General features: G+C 72.8%; 17 protein-coding genes. 8 read left to right on the top strand and 9 right to left on the bottom strand.

Annotation, left to right across the window (positions count from 1 at the left end):
* Nucleotides 1-52 precede the first annotated feature (52 nt).
* Nucleotides 53-1,309: a L,D-transpeptidase gene (locus ACWH4W_RS10440; RefSeq protein WP_473075486.1), complete on the bottom strand. Its 1,257-nt coding sequence runs from the start codon at nt 1,307-1,309 to the stop codon at nt 53-55.
* A 753-nt stretch (nt 1,310-2,062) separates the two neighbouring features.
* Between ACWH4W_RS10440 and ACWH4W_RS10435 the strand changes: the two genes are divergently transcribed.
* Nucleotides 2,063-2,389 carry an LAETG motif-containing sortase-dependent surface protein gene (locus ACWH4W_RS10435; RefSeq protein WP_473075485.1) on the top strand — a complete coding sequence of 109 codons (327 nt, stop codon included), beginning with the start codon at nt 2,063-2,065 and terminating at the stop codon, nt 2,387-2,389.
* Nucleotides 2,390-2,444: 55 nt separating this feature from the next.
* Here ACWH4W_RS10435 and hutH read toward each other — a convergent pair whose 3' ends face one another.
* The 5 genes from hutH to ACWH4W_RS10410 all read right to left on the bottom strand — a co-directional run bounded on the left by hutH (nt 2,445) and on the right by ACWH4W_RS10410 (nt 9,155).
* On the bottom strand, nt 2,445-4,013 hold the full coding sequence (gene hutH, locus ACWH4W_RS10430) for a histidine ammonia-lyase (RefSeq protein ID WP_473077464.1): 1,569 nt from the start codon (nt 4,011-4,013) through the stop codon (nt 2,445-2,447).
* A gap of 64 nt (nt 4,014-4,077) precedes the next feature.
* Nucleotides 4,078-5,229: a GGDEF domain-containing protein gene (locus tag ACWH4W_RS10425; protein WP_473075484.1), complete on the bottom strand. Its 1,152-nt coding sequence runs from the start codon at nt 5,227-5,229 to the stop codon at nt 4,078-4,080.
* 55 nt (nt 5,230-5,284) lie between these two features.
* A complete protein-coding gene (locus tag ACWH4W_RS10420; protein ID WP_473075483.1) occupies nt 5,285-6,085 on the bottom strand; it encodes an enoyl-CoA hydratase/isomerase family protein in 801 nt (266 codons plus the stop codon).
* A gap of 728 nt (nt 6,086-6,813) precedes the next feature.
* Nucleotides 6,814-7,923, bottom strand: coding sequence for an adenylate/guanylate cyclase domain-containing protein (locus ACWH4W_RS10415; RefSeq protein WP_290007962.1), 1,110 nt, complete (start codon nt 7,921-7,923; stop codon nt 6,814-6,816).
* Nucleotides 7,924-8,261: 338 nt separating this feature from the next.
* Nucleotides 8,262-9,155, bottom strand: coding sequence for a biotin--[acetyl-CoA-carboxylase] ligase (locus ACWH4W_RS10410; RefSeq protein WP_473075482.1), 894 nt, complete (start codon nt 9,153-9,155; stop codon nt 8,262-8,264).
* A gap of 110 nt (nt 9,156-9,265) precedes the next feature.
* Here ACWH4W_RS10410 and ACWH4W_RS10405 point away from each other — a divergent pair, with 110 nt between their 5' ends.
* The 4 genes from ACWH4W_RS10405 (at nt 9,266) to ACWH4W_RS10390 (ending at nt 12,006) form a co-directional block, all read left to right on the top strand.
* Complete coding sequence (locus tag ACWH4W_RS10405; protein ID WP_473075481.1) at nt 9,266-10,855, top strand: acyl-CoA carboxylase subunit beta; 1,590 nt, start codon at nt 9,266-9,268, stop codon at nt 10,853-10,855.
* Between the two features lie 9 nt (nt 10,856-10,864).
* Nucleotides 10,865-11,077, top strand: coding sequence for an acyl-CoA carboxylase epsilon subunit (locus ACWH4W_RS10400; RefSeq protein WP_473075480.1), 213 nt, complete (start codon nt 10,865-10,867; stop codon nt 11,075-11,077).
* 148 nt (nt 11,078-11,225) lie between these two features.
* The gene (mmpB, locus tag ACWH4W_RS10395; RefSeq protein WP_274543353.1) at nt 11,226-11,354 is read left to right on the top strand and encodes a morphogenic membrane protein MmpB; all 129 of its coding nucleotides are present in this window, start codon (nt 11,226-11,228) and stop codon (nt 11,352-11,354) included.
* A 31-nt stretch (nt 11,355-11,385) separates the two neighbouring features.
* Nucleotides 11,386-12,006: a Maf family protein gene (locus tag ACWH4W_RS10390; RefSeq protein WP_473075479.1), complete on the top strand. Its 621-nt coding sequence runs from the start codon at nt 11,386-11,388 to the stop codon at nt 12,004-12,006.
* Here ACWH4W_RS10390 and ACWH4W_RS10385 read toward each other — a convergent pair.
* Nucleotides 11,975-12,463: a hypothetical protein gene (locus tag ACWH4W_RS10385; protein WP_473075478.1), complete on the bottom strand. Its 489-nt coding sequence runs from the start codon at nt 12,461-12,463 to the stop codon at nt 11,975-11,977. The two genes, ACWH4W_RS10390 and ACWH4W_RS10385, sit on opposite strands and share 32 nt — an antisense overlap.
* 364 nt (nt 12,464-12,827) lie before the next feature.
* Between ACWH4W_RS10385 and ACWH4W_RS10380 the strand changes: the two genes are divergently transcribed.
* Nucleotides 12,828-14,600, top strand: coding sequence for an acetyl/propionyl/methylcrotonyl-CoA carboxylase subunit alpha (locus ACWH4W_RS10380; protein WP_473075477.1), 1,773 nt, complete (start codon nt 12,828-12,830; stop codon nt 14,598-14,600).
* Between the two features lie 74 nt (nt 14,601-14,674).
* Here ACWH4W_RS10380 and ACWH4W_RS10375 read toward each other — a convergent pair whose 3' ends face one another.
* Nucleotides 14,675-15,640, bottom strand: a complete 966-nt coding sequence (locus ACWH4W_RS10375; RefSeq protein ID WP_473075476.1) for a DeoR/GlpR family DNA-binding transcription regulator — start codon at nt 15,638-15,640, stop codon at nt 14,675-14,677.
* Between the two features lie 99 nt (nt 15,641-15,739).
* Complete coding sequence (locus tag ACWH4W_RS10370) at nt 15,740-17,188, bottom strand: NAD(P)H-quinone dehydrogenase (RefSeq protein WP_473075475.1); 1,449 nt, start codon at nt 17,186-17,188, stop codon at nt 15,740-15,742.
* A gap of 90 nt (nt 17,189-17,278) precedes the next feature.
* Between ACWH4W_RS10370 and ACWH4W_RS10365 the strand changes: the two genes are divergently transcribed.
* Nucleotides 17,279-17,716, top strand: a complete 438-nt coding sequence (locus ACWH4W_RS10365; protein WP_473075474.1) for a gamma-glutamylcyclotransferase family protein — start codon at nt 17,279-17,281, stop codon at nt 17,714-17,716.
* An 81-nt stretch (nt 17,717-17,797) separates the two neighbouring features.
* Nucleotides 17,798-18,622 (top strand): purine-nucleoside phosphorylase, encoded by an 825-nt coding sequence (locus ACWH4W_RS10360; RefSeq protein WP_473075473.1) that lies wholly within the window; start codon nt 17,798-17,800, stop codon nt 18,620-18,622.
* The last annotated feature ends 47 nt before the right edge of the window (nt 18,623-18,669 follow it).

Raw genomic sequence — 18,669 nt, 5'->3', positions numbered from 1 at the left:
TTCGAGGGCATCGGCCGGGTGGTGTGGGTCTTCCGTCGTGGCGGAGGGGGCGTCAGATCGCGGAGCCCGCCTTCCACTGCTCCCAGTCCATGTTCCAGCCGTTGAGGCCGTTGTCCGGGGCGATGGTCTTGTCGCCGGTGTTCTGCACGACGACCACGTCACCGATGATCGAGTTGTTGTAGAACCAGGCGCCCGGCGTGCTCGGGTCGTTCGCGCCCTTGGTGTCGGCGAGGCCCACACAGCCGTGGCTGGTGTTGACGCTGCCGAAGATGGACTTCGCGCCCCAGTAGTTGCCGTGGATGAAGGTGCCGGAGGTGCTCAGACGCATGGCGTGGGGCACGTCCGCGATGTCGTACTCGCCCTTGCCGTCGTCGTCGGTGAAGCCGACCGTCGCGCCGTTCATCCGGGTCTCCTTGAACTTCTCGGAGATCACCATCTGGCCCTCGTACGTCTTGGTCTCGGGCGCGCCGGCGGAGATCGGGATGGTCTTGACGGTCTTGCCGTTCTGCGTGACCTTCATCTGCTTGGTCTTCGCGTCGACGTAGGAGACCTGGTTGCGCCCGATCTTGAAGGTGACCGTCTTCTGCTGGACGCCGTAGACGCCCTCGGCGCCCTCGACCCCGTCGAGCGCCAGCTTCAGGGTGACGGTGGAGCCCTCCTGCCAGTACTGCTCGGGGCGGCAGTCCATGCGGTTGGCGTTGAACCAGTGGCAGGCCACCTCCTGGCCGCTGGTGGAGGACACGGTGATGCCCTTCTGCACGGCGGCCTTGTCCGTGATCGCCTTGTCGAAGTTGATCGACACCGGCATGCCCACGCCGACCGTGGTGCCGTTGTCCGGGGTGAAGGTGCCGATGAAGCTGTTGGCCTGGGAGACCGTCGTGAAGGACGCGTTCTCGTGGGCGACGAGGCCCCGGGAGTCCTTCGCGGCCACGGCCAGCTTGTAGGTGGTGGCGCGCTCGAGCTGGACGCCGGGCTTCCAGCTCTTCCTGTCGGCCGATATCTCGCCCTCGACGACGGTGCCGTCGGAGCTGGTCATCGTGACCTTGGTGAGCGTGCCCTTGTCGACGGTCACGGTGGCCGAGTTGTTGATGGAGGCGTTGTTCGAGCCGTTCTTGGGCGTGATCTCGATCCGCGCCTCGGAGGACTTCTTGGCCGCCGCCTCGTCGACCTGCGCCTGCGAGGTGTCCTTGCCGTCGGACCCCGCGGCGGCGTCGTCGTCCCCGCCGGAACACGCCGAGAGCACCAGCACTCCGCCGAGCAGAGCGGACGCGGCCGCCAGACCCCTGCGCCGCCGCTTACCGTCCGTCATCACACGCTTCTCCATCGTCGCCAGAATCCCAACCCCACGAGACCCCGGCAAAAGCCGAGGCGTCTCGTCCACAACGTTCAACGCTACGACCGGGTGATCCGGTTCCCGAGGCCCACGCGTGTGGGACTCACCACGTCCGCCGACGCGGACCGCGGGAACGCCGGTCTTGGCGTCGTTTGAGACGTTCCGATCCGGTGCGCCGGTTGCCTCGCGGGTCAACATTTCCCCAAGTCGTCCCCGTGGGCGCGGGACCCGCCGCCGGAGGACGCGTCAGGGAGGGGCTCTTCGCCGTCGGACTCCCCGTCGCAGCTCTCGCCGTCCCCGTCGAACAGGCTCTCATCCTCGCCGCCGACGCCCCCTTCAGGCGAATCCGGGCCGCGGTCGATCCGCTCACCGCCCCAGGAGGCCCGCGGCAGCTCCACCCCGACACCTCTCCGACCAGCGCGAACGGGCCCACGAGATGAACCAGGGCTTCCATTGTGTCCTCCGTCACAGCCCTTTCCGCCCGGGCCCGTTCGCCGCCCGCCGCCCCCTGCCGTCCTCGACGCCCCGCAGTGCGGCGCCGGCCGGCGGCCCCGCGTCACCGGTCCCGAGAACACCCTCCGGACGAATCCGGCAAACCATGAGGTCTCCGACGCGCTCACGCCCGGAGCGCACGGGGACGGACGCCCGTGACTTTCCCGTGACCCGCGCGGTTCACTACCATCAGCCCACACGGCCAATTCGCCAGCGCCACAAGGGGATCGATATTCCGTGTCATCCGCGCTCCGTCCGTTGCTGACCGCCACCGCCGCGGGCACCCTGCTGTGCGTCCTGTGGTTCGTCCCGTCCGCGAACGCGACCTCGGACGCCCCGGCGGGGACCGCGCCGTCCGCGGGTCCGTCCCCGCAGGTCACCGAGCAGGCGAGAGGCGTGTCGAGCGTGACGTCGGCCTCGCTGGAGACCACCGGCCAGGACGTCCGCCTCGCGGACACCGGCAGCTTCGACAGCACCCCGTACATCGTCGGCGGCACGGCCTGTCTGGCCCTCGGCGCCGGCTTCGTCGTCTATTCGGTCCGCAGGGAGCGCCTGGAGTTCTGAACTCCCCCACGGCGTACCGGGGCCCCGCGGACGCGTCCGCGGGGCCCCGGCCGCCTCACCTCAGCGGCCCGGTGACCCGCTCCACGGCCGCCACCAGCCGCCCGTCCCGTACGAACGTCTCCGCGGCGGCGAGGTCGGGCGCCAGGTACCGGTCCGGGCCGGGGCCGCCCACGCCGGCCTCCCGCAGCGCCTTCAGCACCGCCCGCGTCGCCGGGGCCGGGGTGAGCCCCTCGCGCAGTTCCACGGCCCGCGCGGCGGTGTACAGCTCGACGGCGACGACCCGGGCGAGGCCGTCGACGGCGGTGCGCAGCTTGCGCGCCGCCGACCAGCCCATGGAGACGTGGTCCTCCTGCATCGCGGACGACGGGATGGAGTCCGCCGACGCCGGTACGGCCAGCCGCTTCAGCTCGCCGACCAGGGCGGCCTGCGTGTACTGGGCGATCATCAGCCCGGAGTCGACGCCGGCGTCGTCGGCGAGGAACGGCGGCAGTCCGTGGCTGCGGTTCTTGTCGAGCAGCCGGTCGGTGCGGCGCTCCGTGATGGAGGCGAGGTCGGCGACGGCGATGGCGAGGAAGTCCAGCACGTAGGCGACCGGCGCCCCGTGGAAGTTGCCGTTGGACTCCACGCGGCCTCCCCCGGAGCCGGAAGCCCGGGAGGTGCCCCCAGGAAGAACCACCGGGTTGTCGACGGCGGCGGCGAGTTCGCGCTCGGCGACCAGCCGGGCGTGCGCCAGGGTGTCGCGTCCGGCGCCGGCGACCTGCGGGGCGCAGCGCACCGAGTAGGCGTCCTGGACCCGGGGGGCGTCGTCCTGGTGATGTCCCGTCAGGCCCGAACCCTCCAGCACGGCCAGCATGTTGGCGGCGCTCGCGGCCTGTCCGGGGTGCGGGCGGATGGCGTGCAGCTCGGGGGCGAGCACCTTGTCGGTGCCGAGCAGCGCCTCCAGGCTCAGCGCGGCGGTGACGTCGGCGGACCGGTAGAGGAGGTCCAGGTCGGCGAGGGCCAGGACCAGCATGCCGAGCATGCCGTCGGTGCCGTTGAGGAGGGCGAGTCCTTCCTTCTCGCGCAGTTCGACCGGGCGGATGCCGTGGGCGGCGAGGAGTTCACCGGCCGGCCGCACGCCGCCGTCGGGGCCCTCCGCCTCCCCCTCGCCCATCAGCGTGAGCGCACAGTGCGAGAGCGGGGCGAGGTCGCCGGAGCAGCCGAGGGAGCCGTACTCGTGCACCACCGGGGTGATCCCGGCGTTCAGCACGTCGGCCATCGTCTGCGCGACCTCGGGCCGGACACCGGTGTGTCCGGAGCAGACGGTCTTCAGCCGCAGGAACATCAGCGCCCGGACGACCTCCCGCTCCACGCGCGGCCCCATGCCGGCGGCATGCGAGCGGACGATGTTGCGTTGCAACCGGGCGCGGAGCTCGGGGCTGATGTGCCGGGTCGCCAGGGCGCCGAAGCCGGTGCTCACCCCGTAGACGGGGTCCGGCTCGGCGGCCAGGGCGTCCACGATCTCGCGGGACGCGGCGAGGGCGGCGACCGCCTCCGCGGACAGTTCGACGCGGGCGCCGTCGCGCGCCACGGCCCGCACGTCGGACGCGGTCACGCCCGACGTCCCCACCACCACAGTGTGCATATCCATATTCAGGAGCCTACGCAGTGAATGTCGCACTGTCACCACCGGACCGGACCCGCGCCCCTCACCCGGGCGCGTGCCGCCCGCGGAACCGGCGCCGCTCCCCGTCGGCCGCCCGCGACGGCTCGTCCGCGAGCCGCACCACGGGGTCGCCCGGCCCCTCCCGCCCGGCCACCACGGGATGCGCGGCCCGCTCGGCCTTGGCCCGGTACTGCGCCGCGTCGGCCAGCCGGAACAGCCGCCGGGCGGAGTGCACCGGTCCGATCGGGTCCTCGGTGGACGCCACCCCGCACGCGACCCCGTCCCCGATGCCCAGCTCGACGGCCCGCCGGCACACCTCGTCGGCCGCCTTGACCACCTCGTCGGCGGGCGGCCCGACCGCCAGCAGGCAGAACTCGTCCCCGCCGAGCCGTGCCGCCAGGGCGCCCGGCAGCATCGCCCCGCACAGCGAGAGCACCGTGCCGAATCGTTCCAGCAGCCGGTCGCCCACGGCGTGCCCGAGCGTGTCGTTGACCCGCTTCAGCCCGTTCACGTCGCACACCACCAGGCTGACGACGGCCCCGTCCCGCCGGTGCCGCTCGACCGCCTCGTCCAGCCGGGCGTCCACGGCCCGCCGGTTGGCCAGCCCGGTCAGCGAGTCCGTGAAGGCCAGCCGCCGCGCCTCCTCCAGCCGCTCGGTCTGCGCGATGCCCGCGGCCGCCACGGCGGCCAGCACGGTCGCGAAGTCGGCGTCCGCGCGCCCGAACACGGGCTCACCGACCGGCCGGGCCACGTACAGCTCGCCCCAGGCCCGCCCGTGCAGCACGATCGGCGCGACCACACAGCAGCCGCGCCCGCGCCGCCGCAGCGCCGCGACCCGCTGGTGGCAGTAGCCGGCGCGCCCCTCCTCGGGGCCCTGCGCGGTCTCCACCCAGGCGTCGGGCTCGCCCCCGCCGGCCCACCGCTCGTGCAGGAACTCGGTGATCTCGGCGAACTGGTGCACCGGGTACGACTCGTCCTCGGGGAACTCCTCCTCCCCCTCGGCCAGCTCCCCGACGTTCACCAGCACCCGCAGCCGTCCGAGCTCCCGCTCCCACACCGACAGCGCGGCGAAACTCCCGCCCAGCGCCCGGCGGGCCCCGCCGGCGGCGGCCCGCCACGCCTCCCGCGAACTGTGCGCGGCGGCCATGCCCTGAGCCAGCGCCACCACGGCCGCCAGCCGGCTCTCCTCACCCATTCCCCCAGATTAGGGAGATTCTCCGCTCATCGAGACATCGAGGACGACGCGGGAGTCACTCCCCCGGCCACTCCGGCCGCCGCTTCTCGTTGAAGGCCGCGACACCCTCCGCCCGGTCCCCGGAGAACGCCACCGACCGCCAGGCCGCGTCCTCGACCTCCAGCCCGGCGGGCAGATCGAGCCCGTGCCCGAGCCGCAGCGCCCGCTTGGCGGCCCGCAGCCCCACGGGCGAGTTCCCGGCGATCCGCGCGGCCATGGCGAGCGCCTCCTCGCGGTCCCGCCCCTCCTCCACCAGCACGTCCACGAGCCCGATCTCCCGCGCCTCGGCGGCCTCCACCCGCCGCGCGGTGAAGATGAGCTCGGCCGCCCGCGCCGCGCCCACGCGCCGGGGCAGCAACTGCGTACCGCCCCCGCCCGGGATCACCCCGACGGACACCTCGGGCAGCCCCAGCACAGCCGTACGGTCGGCCACGATCACGTCGCACGACAGGGCCAGCTCGCACCCGCCCCCCAGCGCGAACCCGTGCACGGCGGCAACGGCGGGCACCGGCAACCGCAGCACCCCCGTATAAGCAGCGCGCGCCACCGGCCGCTGCCGCACCAGGTCCGCGTCGCTGAACGCGTTCCGCTCCTTCAGATCGGCCCCCACGCAGAACGCCCGCTCGTGCGAGGAGGTCAGCACCACCGCCCGTACGTCACGGTCCTCCCCCAGCGCCGCGCAGGCCCCGGCGATCGAGCGGGCCATCTCCGTCGACACCGCGTTCATGGCCTTCGGCCGGTCGAGGACGAGCTCCGCGACATGCCCCCGCTCGTGCCGCCGCACCAGCACGAACTCCCCGAACCGCTCCTCACTCATGACACCCTCCGGTTAACGCGGGTTAACGTGACTCGCCCCGATCATGGCAGCCGGGAGCCGCCGAGGAAAAGGGTCCACCCGTTCGAGTGACATACGACCGACTCGGCTGAGCCGCGCCCCGCCCGGCGCGTAGCGTGCGCACACCGCGGCGCGCCGCAGGGGGGAGACAGACGATGACACCGCACGAGACCCGCGCCGTCCCCCGAGGACGCCACCGCAGACCCCGCGACCGCCGCGCCCTCCTGGCCGCGGGCGCCCTGGCCCTGACGACGTGCGCGGCGGCCCTCCTCCACCTGGCGACCCCGGACACCCCGCCCAGGGCCACGAAGGCGGCCCCACTCCCCCGCCCCGAGACCAGCGCCCCCACACCGAGCCCGGGCGCCACACCCCCCGAAGACTCCACACCCCCGCCGCCCCCTCGCCCCGGCCCGACGTCCCCGAGGCCCCTGGGCGGCAGAGCACAAGCTCCCCTCATCCCACCCGGCGTCGAAACGCCACCCCCGAAACCACGGACCACACCACCACCGGACGAACGCACCCGCCCCCGCACCACCCCGCCCCGGACGTCACCGGCGCCCCAGCCCTCACCGGACCAGCACCAGCCGACGACACCACCCCCGCCGGCGACCACGCCCACCCCCACGCCCCCGCCCCCTCCGCCTGACGACGGCGGTGACCGGAGCCTCTGCCTGCCGCTGCTCAGCCTCTGCCTGGGCGGCTGAGGGGACTCAGGCGGAGGGCTCCGCGTCGTTCCGGCGGGTCAGCAGCCAGGGCTCGACCACGCCGAGACCACGCACGGGCCGCTGCCACATCGGCCGGAGGGCGAAACGGTACGAGGGCGGCTCCTCACCCTCCTTCTCGGCCGCTGCCGCCGCCTCGGCCGCGGCGGCCTCACTGGCCGGCGCGTCACCGGTGCGGATCAGCTCCTGGGCGAAGTCGGCGTCCACGAGCACCGCGTCGCGGGGGGCTATGGAGGTGAGACGGGAGGCCAGATTGACGGTCGTGCCGAAGACATCGCCCATCCGGGTGGTGACGGTGCCGAAGGCCATGCCGACCCGCAGTTCCGGCATGGTCTCGTCGTTCGCCATGGTCTCGATGAGCCGCAGGGCGATCTCCGCGGCGGTCCCGGCGTCGTCGGCGGCGTACAGCACCTCGTCGCCGAGGGTCTTGATGAGCCGTCCGCCGCGCGCCGCGACCAGGTCGGCGGCGGTGGTCTCGAACGCCTCGACCAGCTCGCCGAGCTCCTCCTCCTCCATCCGCCGGGTCAGGCGGGTGAAGCCGACGAGGTCGGCGAAGGCGACGGCGAGCCGCCGGTCCACCATCTCCTCGTCGTCGGCCGCCTGCACCACGCGCCCGGCCGAGGCGGCGAGCTGCCGCCGCCAGACATAGACGAGGAACTCCTCCAGCTCGGGAAGGAGCAGCTCGACGATCGGATAGGTGACCTCGGTGCGGGTCATGCCGGGCTCGGGCGGCTCCGTGAGCCCTTCCAGGAAGGAATCGATCTGCCATTCGGCCAGACGTGCGGTGGTCTGGCCGGTGGACCGGGCGACCTGCACGGCCATCGCCTCACTGAGCAGGCCCGCCTCCACCAGACCGGCGAGGCGGCGCAGGGCGAGGACGTCCGCCTCCGTCAGGGCCTTCGCCTGGCCGACGTCGGCGAAGCCCATGGCGCGCCAGAAGCGGGTGGCGAGCTCCATCGTGACGCCGGCGCTGCGGGCCGCCTGGAACGGCGTGTAACGGCGCTCGGCGCCCAGGATGAGCTGCTCGAGGCGCAGAGCAAGCGGATCCTCGCCGTCGCCCTGCGCGTCCGCACCGGAACCCGAGTCGTCGACGCTCACGCGTTGCTGCCCTTCCGATCTGTCACGGCCATGTCTCGACCGGGCTCAACTCTACGGCAGGTGTGCGGTAGCTCACTCCGCCAGGTTGGGCCGCGGGTGAGGCACGGGTCGCGCCCCCCTGCCCCGCGCGCCCGGGCGCGACCCCGGGGACCCTTTTCAGCCACGGTCGCGCGGACGGGGCGGGTGGCGCGCACCGGCGCGGGCGGGTAGGCGCTACGCCCGCCCCCACCGAACAGAGCCCTGCGCCACCGGCGTCAGACCGTCTTCCCCACCGGACGGAACACTGCCCCACGCGCCGGCCCCCGCCCACAGAACCCGCACCGCACGCATCCCCCGTCTCACGCCCGCAGATGGACGATGTCCCCCGCCCCCACCGGCTCCTGCACCCCCGCCTCCGTCGCCAGCACCAGCCGCCCGTCCCCGTCCACGGCCACCGCCTCCCCCACCAGCGCCCGGTCCCCCGGCAACTCCGCCCGTACGACCCGCCCCAGCGTCGCGCACCCCGCCGCGTACGCCTCCTGCAGTCCGCACGCCCCCGCGTCACCGCCGGCGGCCCGCCAGCGCCCGTACCAGTCCTCCAGCCCCCGCAGCATCGCCCGCAGCAACGGATCCCGGTCCGTACTCACGGCCCCCGCCAACGCCAACGATCCCGCCGTGGGCACCGGCAGCTCGTCAGCGCGCAGGCTCACGTTGACGCCGACCCCGACGACCACGCCACCGCCCCCCGAGGCCCCCGCCGTCCCCGCGGCCTCCGCCAGGATCCCCCCGGCCTTCCGCTCCTCTCCCCCCACCGTCACCAGCACGTCATTGGGCCACTTCAACGCCGTGTCGACGCCCCCGGCCCGCGCCAGTCCGGCAGCCACGGCGACCCCCGTCAGCAACGGCAGCCACCCCCACCGCTCCACCGGCACGTCGTCCCCCGGCCGCAACGACACGGAGAAGAACAACCCGGACCGAGCAGGAGCCACCCACTTCCGGTCCAGCCGCCCCCGCGCGGCGGTCTGCTCCTCCGCGACGAGGACGACCCCCTCCCGCAGCCCCCCCGCACCGGCCCGCGCCACAAGATCGGAGTTCGTGGACCCGGTCCGCTGCACCACGTCCACCTCCCGCCACAGACTTCCCTCCCGTACCAGAGCCCGCCGCAGCGCAGCGGCGTTCAACGGCGGCCGGTCGAGGTCGGACCACCGGCTACGACGGGGCCCGGCGGATTCGGAGTCATCTCGGGGTGTCATGCAACCCACACTAGGTGTGGGAAACACCGCACTGCCGAACACACGGCCCCCCACTACGCTACGGCTGAGTAACCGTCCCCCCTTTTGAGCAGGCAGGGAGCCGCATCCCGATGTCCGAGCCGGAAGAGCAGCAGCCTGACGTCCACACCACCGCGGGCAAGCTCGCGGATCTCCAGCGCCGTATCGAAGAGGCGACGCACGCCGGCTCCGCACGCGCCGTCGAGAAGCAGCACGCCAAGGGCAAGCTGACGGCCCGTGAGCGGATCGACCTCCTGCTCGACGAGGGCTCCTTCGTCGAACTGGACGAGTTCGCCCGGCACCGCTCCACCCACTTCGGCCTCGACGCCAACCGCCCGTACGGCGACGGCGTCGTCACGGGCTACGGCACGGTCGACGGCCGTCCGGTCGCCGTCTTCTCCCAGGACTTCACCGTCTTCGGCGGCGCCCTCGGCGAGGTCTACGGCCAGAAGATCGTGAAGGTCATGGACTTCGCGCTGAAGACCGGCTGCCCGGTCATCGGCATCAACGACTCCGGCGGCGCCCGCATCCAGGAGGGCGTGGCCTCCCTCGGCGCGTACGGCGAGATCTTCCGCCGCAACACCCACGCCTCCGGCGTGATCCCGCAGATCAGCCTGGTCGTCGGCCCCTGCGCGGGCGGCGCGGTCTACTCCCCCGCGATCACCGACTTCACGATCATGGTCGACCGGACCAGCCACATGTTCATCACCGGCCCGGACGTCATCAAGACGGTCACCGGCGAGGACGTCGGCTTCGAGGAGCTCGGCGGCGCCCGCACGCACAACGCCACGTCCGGCGTGGCGCACCACATGGCGGGCGACGAGAAGGACGCGATCGAGTACGTCAAGCAGCTCCTCTCCTACCTCCCGTCCAACAACCTCTCGGAGCCCCCGGCGTTCCCCGAGGAGGCCGACCTCACGGTCACCGACGAGGACCGCGAACTCGACACGATCGTCCCGGACTCGGCGAACCAGCCGTACGACATGCACACGGTCGTCGAGCACGTCCTCGACGACGCGGAGTTCTTCGAGACGCAGCCCCTGTTCGCGCCGAACATCCTCACCGGGTACGGCCGCGTCGAGGGCCGCCCCGTCGGCATCGTCGCCAACCAGCCGATGCAGTTCGCCGGCTGCCTGGACATCACCGCGTCGGAGAAGGCGGCCCGCTTCGTGCGGACCTGCGACGCCTTCAACATCCCGGTGCTGACCTTCGTCGACGTCCCCGGCTTCCTGCCCGGCGTGGACCAGGAGCACGACGGCATCATCCGCCGCGGCGCCAAGCTGATCTACGCCTACGCCGAGGCCACGGTCCCCCTCATCACCGTCATCACCCGCAAGGCGTTCGGCGGCGCGTACGACGTGATGGGCTCCAAGCACCTGGGGGCCGACCTCAACCTCGCCTGGCCCACCGCCCAGATCGCGGTGATGGGCGCGCAGGGCGCCGTCAGCATCCTGCACCGCCGCGCCATCGCCGAGTCGGACGACCCGGAGGCGACCCGGGCCCGGCTGATGCGGGAGTACGAGGACGCCCTCCTCAACCCCTACGTCGCGGCCGAGCGCGGCTACGTCGACGCGGTGATCATGCCGTCCGACACCCGCCGCCACATCGTGCGCGGCCTGCGCCAGCTGCGCACCAAGCGCGAGAGCCTGCCCCCGAAGAAGCACGGCAACATCCCCCTGTAAGGAGCCGCTGTGACGATCAAGGTCGTACGGGGCAACCCGACCCCGGAGGAGCTGGCCGCCGCACTGGCGGTGGTCAGGGCGCGCGCCGCGGCGGCGGCCGCCCTGCCGTCCGGCGCGCCCGCGGTCCGCGACGCCTGGTCCGACCCGTCGCGCATCGCCGCCCGCCGCGTGCCCCGGCCGGGCCCGGCGTCGTGGTCGCGGACGTACTGGCCGGGCGCCTGATCCGGCGACGGCGTCCCGGACGGGCCGTACGCACGGCGTACGGCCCGTCCCGCCGCACCGCGCCGCGCCCCCGCCGAATCTCCCCGCCCCGCCAAGTTGAGTACGCGTACTCAGGCGCCCTCCTCCGATTCCGCCGCACGCTGGGGGAATGCTGTGGTCCGACCCCGAGAACAAACCGCCGAAGGAACTGCGCGACGCGCAGGAGATGCTGCGGCGGCTGGGTGTTCTCATGGCGCTGGCCATGGTGCTCGCGATGCTCGTGATCGGCGTGAGGTGAGGCGTCCGGGCGACGTCGCTACGCTGACCGTATGACAGATCAGCCGCGTCGCCGCCTCGTGCTCGCCTCCCAGTCCCCCGCCCGGCTCGGGCTGCTCCGCCAGGCCGGACTGGACCCCGAGGTGATGGTCAGCGGGGTGGACGAGGACGCCGTCTCCGCCCCCACCCCCGCCGAACTGGCGCTCGCCCTGGCCGAGGCCAAGGCGTCCGTCGTCGCCGCGAAGCCCGAGGTGCGGGGTGCGCTGGTGATCGGCTGCGACTCGGTGCTGGAGCTGGACGGCCAGGCCCTCGGCAAGCCCGCGGACGCCGAGGAGGCCACGGCGCGCTGGAAGGCGATGCGCGGCCGGGCGGGCGTCCTCCAGACGGGTCACTGCGTCTACGACACCGTCAGCGGGCGTTACGCCTCCGCCACCGCTTCGACGGTCGTCCGTTTCGGCGAACCTTCCGAGGAGGAGATCGCGGCCTACGTGGCGTCCGGCGAACCGCTGCACGTGGCCGGGGCGTTCACCCTGGACGGCCGCTCGGCCCCGTTCATCGACGGCATCGACGGCGACCACGGCAACGTGATCGGCATCAGCCTGCCGCTGGTCCGCCGCCTGCTGGCCGAACTGGGCGTCGGCATCACGGAGCTGTGGGCGCCGCGGGCGGACTGACCGGCGCGCCGGTCCCGCCCGGGCCGCCGCTCCCCGTCCCCGCAGCGGCGTCCGCCGGCTCCTCGGGCTTCCCGTCGTACGTCATCAGGAGCAGCACGATGAGCGCGAGGACGACGACCATGAAGAGGAACGCCGTCCAGCCGACGAGCCCCCACGCGAACGCGCCGAGCAGCGCGTGCACCACCGCGGCGCTGATCAGCAGCACCGTGCCGGATCCGGCCGGGGCCCGGTCGCGCACGGCGACCAGCAGGGACACCAGGCCGCACAGCGCGAAGTAGAGGCCGAACACCACTCCGCCGGCCTTCGACGACACCGACATCACGTCCGGGTCGAGGCCGGCCAGCGACATGTCCTGCCGGTCCACGACGACCCCGAGGAACCAGTTCAGCCCCAGCACGCCCAGCGCCTCGGCGAACAGCACGAGCGCGACGATCCACGCCACCGGTCTGCGGAGCACCGGCCCCCACCCACCTTCGAGCACGACTGTGGTCACCCCGGGTACCTTCGGGACGACGCGAAGGCTACTAACCGGTAAACCTCGGTACAAGGGATCCGCCAAGGGCAAAGAACCATTGGGCCATTCGTAGGGACTCCACAAAGAAACCAAGTGGGCCGCGGCACGCTCTCACAGAGACCTTGACCACACGACGGGGCTAGTGTTTTCGGGAGGAGTCCTGCGTACCGAGGTGCGACAAGGGCTTTCGCGGGTCGAGCAAGCCTCGCGTCACGCTCCGTGTGGGCAAGCTCACCACTGGGGACGGGTCGAAGTGCCGTGTCGGCAGTCCCTAAACTCGGCTTGTTTCAAGGAGGGAGCCTCAATCGTGCGCAAGGTGCTCATCGCCAACCGTGGCGAAATCGCTGTCCGCGTGGCCCGGGCCTGCCGGGATGCCGGAATCGCGAGCGTTGCCGTCTACGCCGACCCGGACCGGGACGCTCTGCATGTCCGCGCCGCGGATGAGGCGTTCGCCCTGGGCGGTGACACTCCGGCCACCAGCTACCTGGACATGGACAAGGTGCTGCAGGCGGCCAAGGACTCCGGTGCGGACGCGATCCACCCGGGCTACGGCTTCCTCTCGGAGAACGCCGACTTCGCCCAGGCGGTGCTGGACGCGGGCCTGATCTGGATCGGCCCGCCCCCGCAGGCCATCCGCGACCTCGGCGACAAGGTCGCCGCCCGGCACATCGCGCAGCGCGCGGGCGCCCCGCTGGTCGCGGGCACGCCCGACCCGGTGAGCGGCGCGGAGGAGGTCGTCGCGTTCGCCGAGGAGCACGGCCTGCCGATCGCCATCAAGGCCGCGTTCGGCGGCGGCGGACGCGGCCTGAAGGTCGCCCGCACCCTGGAAGAGGTCCCCGAGCTCTACGACTCGGCCGTCCGCGAGGCGGTCGCCGCCTTCGGCCGCGGCGAGTGCTTCGTCGAGCGCTACCTCGACAAGCCGCGGCACGTGGAGACCCAGTGCCTGGCCGACCAGCACGGCAACGTGGTGGTCGTCTCCACCCGTGACTGCTCGCTGCAGCGCCGCCACCAGAAGCTGGTCGAGGAGGCCCCCGCGCCGTTCCTCACCGACGCCCAGGTCGAGGAGCTGTACCGCGCGTCCAAGGCCATCCTCAAGGAGGCCGGCTACGTCGGCGCGGGCACCGTGGAGTTCCTCGTCGGCAACGACGGCACGATCTCCTTCCTCGAGGTCAACACCCGCCTCCAGGTGGAGCACCCGGTGACCGAGGAGGTCGCCGGCGTCGACCTGGTGCGCGAGATGTTCCGCATCGCCGACGGCGAGGAGCTCGGCTACGGCGACCCGGTGCTGCGCGGCCACTCCTTCGAGTTCCGCATCAACGGCGAGGACCCGGGCCGCAACTTCCTCCCGGCCCCCGGCACCGTCACCGCCTTCGCCCCGCCGTCCGGCCCGGGCGTGCGGCTGGACGCGGGCGTGGAGTCCGGCAGTGTGATCGGCCCGGCGTGGGACTCCCTGCTGGCCAAGCTGATCGTCACCGGCCGCACCCGCAAGGAGGCGCTGGAGCGCGCCTCCCGTGCACTGGAGGAGTTCACGGTCGAGGGCATGGCCACGGCCATCCCGTTCCACCGCGCGGTGGTGAAGGACCCGGCGTTCGCCCCCGAACTGACCGGCTCCGGCGAGCCGTTCACGGTGCACACGCGCTGGATCGAGACCGAGTTCGTCAACGACATCAAGCCCTTCGCCTCGCCCGCGGACGCGGACGCCGAGGAGGAGGCGGGCCGCGAGACGGTCGTCGTCGAGGTCGGCGGCAAGCGTCTGGAGGTCTCCCTGCCCGCGTCGCTCGGCATGAGCCTGGCGCGCACGGGCCTGGCCGCCGGCGCCAAGCCCAAGCGCCGTGCCGCCCGCAAGTCGGGCCCGGCGGCCTCCGGTGACACCCTCGCCTCCCCGATGCAGGGCACGATCGTCAAGGTCGCGGTCGAGGAGGGCCAGGAGGTGCAGGAGGGCGACCTGGTCGTCGTCCTGGAGGCGATGAAGATGGAGCAGCCCATCAACGCCCACCGCTCCGGCACCGTCAAGGGCCTGACCGCGGAGGTCGGCGGCTCGGTCACGTCCGGCGCCGCGATCTGCGAGATCAAGGACTGACACCCGCCGGCACCGCAGCGCCCGGCGCTCCTCCTGCGAGGGGACGCCGGGCGCTGTCGTATCGGCGGTCCCGGTCAGCGCCGCCGCAGGTCCGCCACCCGGGCCGCCCGCTCGGCGCCCTGCCCCTGGTCGGGCGCGGCGCCCAGCCCCACCGCCGTACGCAGTCCGGGCGCCTGGCGTCGGGGGCCGGGCAGCGGGACGTCACGGCGCTGCCGCCCCGACGGCGGCCCGTCATGTCCCGCGCCGCCGTTTCCCCCCGGCGCCCCCGCGACGGCGATCTGCACGCCCTGGTCGGCCAGCGCCTGGAGCTCGGTCGCCGCGCGGTCGTCGTGCGCGGGCGGCTCGTCGGTCACCAGGCGGGTGATCAGGTCGGTCGGCACGGTCTGGAACATGGTGTCCGTGCCGAGCTTGGTGTGGTCGGCGAGGACCACCACCTCGGCCGCCGCCTGCACCAGCGCCCGGTCGACGGACGCCGACAGCATGTTGGACGTGGACAGCCCGCGCTCGGCGGTCAGACCGCTGCCCGAGAGGAAGGCCCGGGAGACCCGCAGCCCCTGCAGGGACTGCTCGGCGCCGCTGCCGACGAGGGCGTAGTTCGAACCGCGCAGCGTGCCGCCGGTCATCACGACCTCGACCCGGTTGGCGTGGGCGAGCGCCTGGGCGACCAGCAGGGAGTTGGTGACGACCGTCAGTCCGGGCACCCGGGCCAGCCGGCGGGCCAGCTCCTGCGTGGTGGTGCCCGCGCCGACCACGATGGCCTCGCCCTCCTCCACGAAGCTCGCGGCGAGGTCGGCGATGGCGGTCTTCTCGGCGGTGGCGAGGTGCGACTTCTGCGGGAAGCCGGACTCGCGTGTGAAACCGCCCGGCAGTACCGCACCGCCGTGCCGGCGGTCGAGGAGTCCTTCTGCCTCCAGCGCGCGCACGTCCCGCCGTACGGTCACTTCGGAGGTCTGGACGACGCGGGCGAGCTCACGGAGCGACACGGCTCCGTTCGCTCGCACCATTTCGAGGATCAATTGGCGACGTTCTGCAGCGAACACGAAACTGACAGTAACGCCGGCGACCGTCTGTTTTCAGCAGTTTGCGCTGAATAGCAGAAGTTGTTCGCACGGCCCCACGGCAAGTGGTATAGGGCCGGGTCAGCCCTCGCCGCCCGCCTTCCGCGTGTGCAGCTGCCGGGCGACCTCGGCGATCGAGCCCGACAGCGACGGGTACACGGTGAAGGCGTTCGCGATCTGTTCGACGGTCAGGTTGTTGTCGACCGCGATCGAGATGGGGTGGATGAGTTCCGAGGCGCGCGGCGCCACGACGACACCGCCCACCACGATGCCGGTGCCCGGACGGCAGAAGATCTTGACGAAGCCGTCGCGGATGCCCTGCATCTTGGCGCGCGGGTTGCGCAGCAGCGGCAGCTTCACCACGCGCGCGTCGATCTTCCCGCCGTCCACGTCGGCCTGCGTGTACCCGACGGTGGCGATCTCGGGGTCGGTGAAGACGTTGGAGGAGACCGTCTTCAGGTTGAGCGGCGCGACCGCGTCCCCCAGGAAGTGGTACATCGCGATCCGCCCCTGCATGGCGGCCACCGAGGCGAGCGCGAAGACACCGGTGACGTCACCCGCCGCGTACACGCCCGGGGCCGTGGTCCGCGACACCTTGTCGGTCCAGATGTGACCCGAGTCCCGCAGCCGTACCCCGGCCTCCTCCAGGCCCATGCCCGCGGAGTTGGGGACGGCGCCGACGGCCATCAGACAGTGCGTGCCGGTGATGACCCGGCCGTCCGCCAGCGTCACCTCGACCCGGTCCCCGACCCGCTTGGCGGACTGCGCGCGCGAGCGGGCCATGACGTTCATGCCGCGCCGCCGGAAGACGTCCTCCAGCACGGCCGCCGCGTCCGGGTCCTCGCCCGGCAGCACGCGGTCGCGCGAGGAGACCAGCGTCACGCGGGAGCCGAGCGCCTGGTAGGCGCCGGCGAACTCGGCGCCGGTGACACCCGAACCGACCACGATGAGCTCCTCGGGGAGCTCGTCGAGGTCGTACACCTGGGTCCAGTTCAGGATCCGCTCGCCGTCGGGCTGCGCGTCCGGCAGCTCACGCGGATGACCGCCGGTCGCGATCAGCACGGCGTCCGCGGTGAGCGTCTCGTCGGTGCCGTCGGCGGCGGTCACGACGACCTTGCGCGACCCGTCGAGCGCCTGCATCCCGTCCAGCCGCCCGCGCCCGCGCATCACCCGCGCGCCGGCGCGCGTCACGGAGGCGGTGATGTCGTGCGACTGCGCCAGCGCGAGCCGCTTCACACGCCGGTTGACCTTCCCCAGGTCCACGCCGACCACCCGGGCGGACTGCTCCAGCGGCGGGGTGTCGTCGGCGACGATGATCCCCAGCTCCTCGTAGGAGGAGTCGAAGGTGGTCATCACCTCGGCCGTGGCGATCAGCGTCTTGGACGGCACGCAGTCGGTCAGCACCGACGCCCCGCCCAGGCCGTCGCAGTCGACGACGGTCACCTCCGCGCCGAGCTGCGCGGCGACCAGCGCCGCTTCGTATCCGCCGGGTCCGCCACCGATGATCACGATCCGAGTCACGTACTCCATTGTCCCGCACACTTCACCGTGCGACCGCCCGGGGGTGACTCCTCCCCGATGACCGCGGTCCCCGGCACCCCCTGCCGTACCCTTCCCCCCATGTCGCTCTACGCCGCCTACGCCGGCAACCTCGACGCACGGCTGATGTCCCGCCGCGCCCCGCACTCCCCGCTGCGGGCCACCGGCTGGCTCAACGGCTGGCGGCTGACGTTCGGCGGCGAGCACATGGGCTGGGAGGGCGCGCTGGCCACCCTGGTCGAGGACCCGCTCTCCCAGGTCTTCGTCTCCCTCTACGACATCGCGCCCATGGACGAGGAGTCCCTGGACCGCTGGGAGGGGACGGGCCTGGGCGTCTACCGCCGCACCCGGGTCCGCGCGCACACCCTGGACGGCGAGGAGGGCGCCTGGACCTACGTCCTGAACTCCTACGAGGGCGGCCTGCCCTCGGCCCGCTACCTGGGTGAGATCGCCGACGCGGCGGAGTCCGCGGGGGCGCCCCACGACTATGTGATGGAACTCCGCAAGCGTCCCTGTTGAGGGAAACGACAAGACAACGATCGCCATCCCGTCGCCTCCCACATCTACGCGCGTAGGCGAATTGCGGCTACCCTCGTCGACGTGAACGCTTCTCTTCTTCCGGACGACATCCAGGGCGACCCGTACGCCGCAGCCGACGCCGCCGCAGCCCGTCTGCGCGACCTCACAGGCGCCGAGACCCACGACGTCGCCCTCGTGATGGGCTCCGGGTGGGCCCCGGCCGTGGACGCCCTCGGCACCCCCGAGGCCGAGCACCCGGTCACCGAGCTGCCGGGCTTCCCGCCGCCGGCGGTCGAAGGCCACGGAGGCAAGATCCGCTCCTACCGCGTGGGCGCGAAGCGGGCCCTGGTCTTCCTGGGCCGCACGCACTACTACGAGGGCCGCGGGGTGGCCGCCGTCGCGCACGGCGTCCGCACGGCGGTCGCGGCGGGCGCGAAGACGATCGTGCTGACCAACGGCTGCGGAGGGCTCCGCGAGGGGATGCGCCCCGGGCAGCCGGTCCTGATCAGCGACCACATCAACCTGACGGCGACCTCGCCGATCGTGGGCGCGAACTTCGTGGACCTCACCGACCTGTACTCCCCGCGCCTGCGCGCCCTGTGCAAGGAGATCGACCCCTCCCTGGAGGAGGGCGTCTACGCCCAGTTCCCCGGCCCCCACTACGAGACGCCCGCGGAGATCCGCATGGCCCGCGTCATCGGGGCGGACCTCGTCGGCATGTCCACGGTCCTGGAGGCCATCGCCGCGCGCGAGGCCGGCGCGGAGGTCCTCGGCATCTCCCTGGTCACCAACCTGGCCGCGGGGATGACGGGCGAGCCCCTCAACCACGAGGAGGTCCTCCAGGCGGGCCGTGACAGCGCGACACGCATGGGCGCGCTCCTCACCCAGGTGCTGGGGCGTCTGTAACCCACCTGGGAGCAGCGCGGCTCCTTTGTCGGCGGGGCGGGTGCGGG

Source organism: Streptomyces sp. DSM 120436 (assembly GCF_055778765.1).
The sequence above is the reverse complement of the archived record's forward strand: the minus strand, read 5'-3'. Positions and strand labels throughout refer to the sequence as shown.

Bases quoted from the DNA above. Each gene is read 5' to 3' on its own strand.
- ACWH4W_RS10440 (WP_473075486.1), bottom strand. From the start codon at position 1,309: ATGACGGACGGTAAGCGGCGGCGCAGGGGTCTGGCGGCCGCGTCCGCT.
- ACWH4W_RS10365 (WP_473075474.1), top strand. From the start codon at position 17,279: ATGTCGCTCTACGCCGCCTACGCCGGCAACCTCGACGCACGGCTGATG.
- ACWH4W_RS10420 (WP_473075483.1), bottom strand. From the start codon at position 6,085: ATGAGTGAGGAGCGGTTCGGGGAGTTCGTGCTGGTGCGGCGGCACGAG.
- hutH (WP_473077464.1), bottom strand. From the start codon at position 4,013: ATGCACACTGTGGTGGTGGGGACGTCGGGCGTGACCGCGTCCGACGTG.
- ACWH4W_RS10405 (WP_473075481.1), top strand. From the start codon at position 9,266: ATGTCCGAGCCGGAAGAGCAGCAGCCTGACGTCCACACCACCGCGGGC.
- ACWH4W_RS10410 (WP_473075482.1), bottom strand. From the start codon at position 9,155: ATGACACCCCGAGATGACTCCGAATCCGCCGGGCCCCGTCGTAGCCGG.
- ACWH4W_RS10425 (WP_473075484.1), bottom strand. From the start codon at position 5,229: ATGGGTGAGGAGAGCCGGCTGGCGGCCGTGGTGGCGCTGGCTCAGGGC.
- ACWH4W_RS10390 (WP_473075479.1), top strand. From the start codon at position 11,386: ATGACAGATCAGCCGCGTCGCCGCCTCGTGCTCGCCTCCCAGTCCCCC.
- ACWH4W_RS10370 (WP_473075475.1), bottom strand. From the start codon at position 17,188: ATGGAGTACGTGACTCGGATCGTGATCATCGGTGGCGGACCCGGCGGA.
- mmpB (WP_274543353.1), top strand. From the start codon at position 11,226: ATGCTGTGGTCCGACCCCGAGAACAAACCGCCGAAGGAACTGCGCGAC.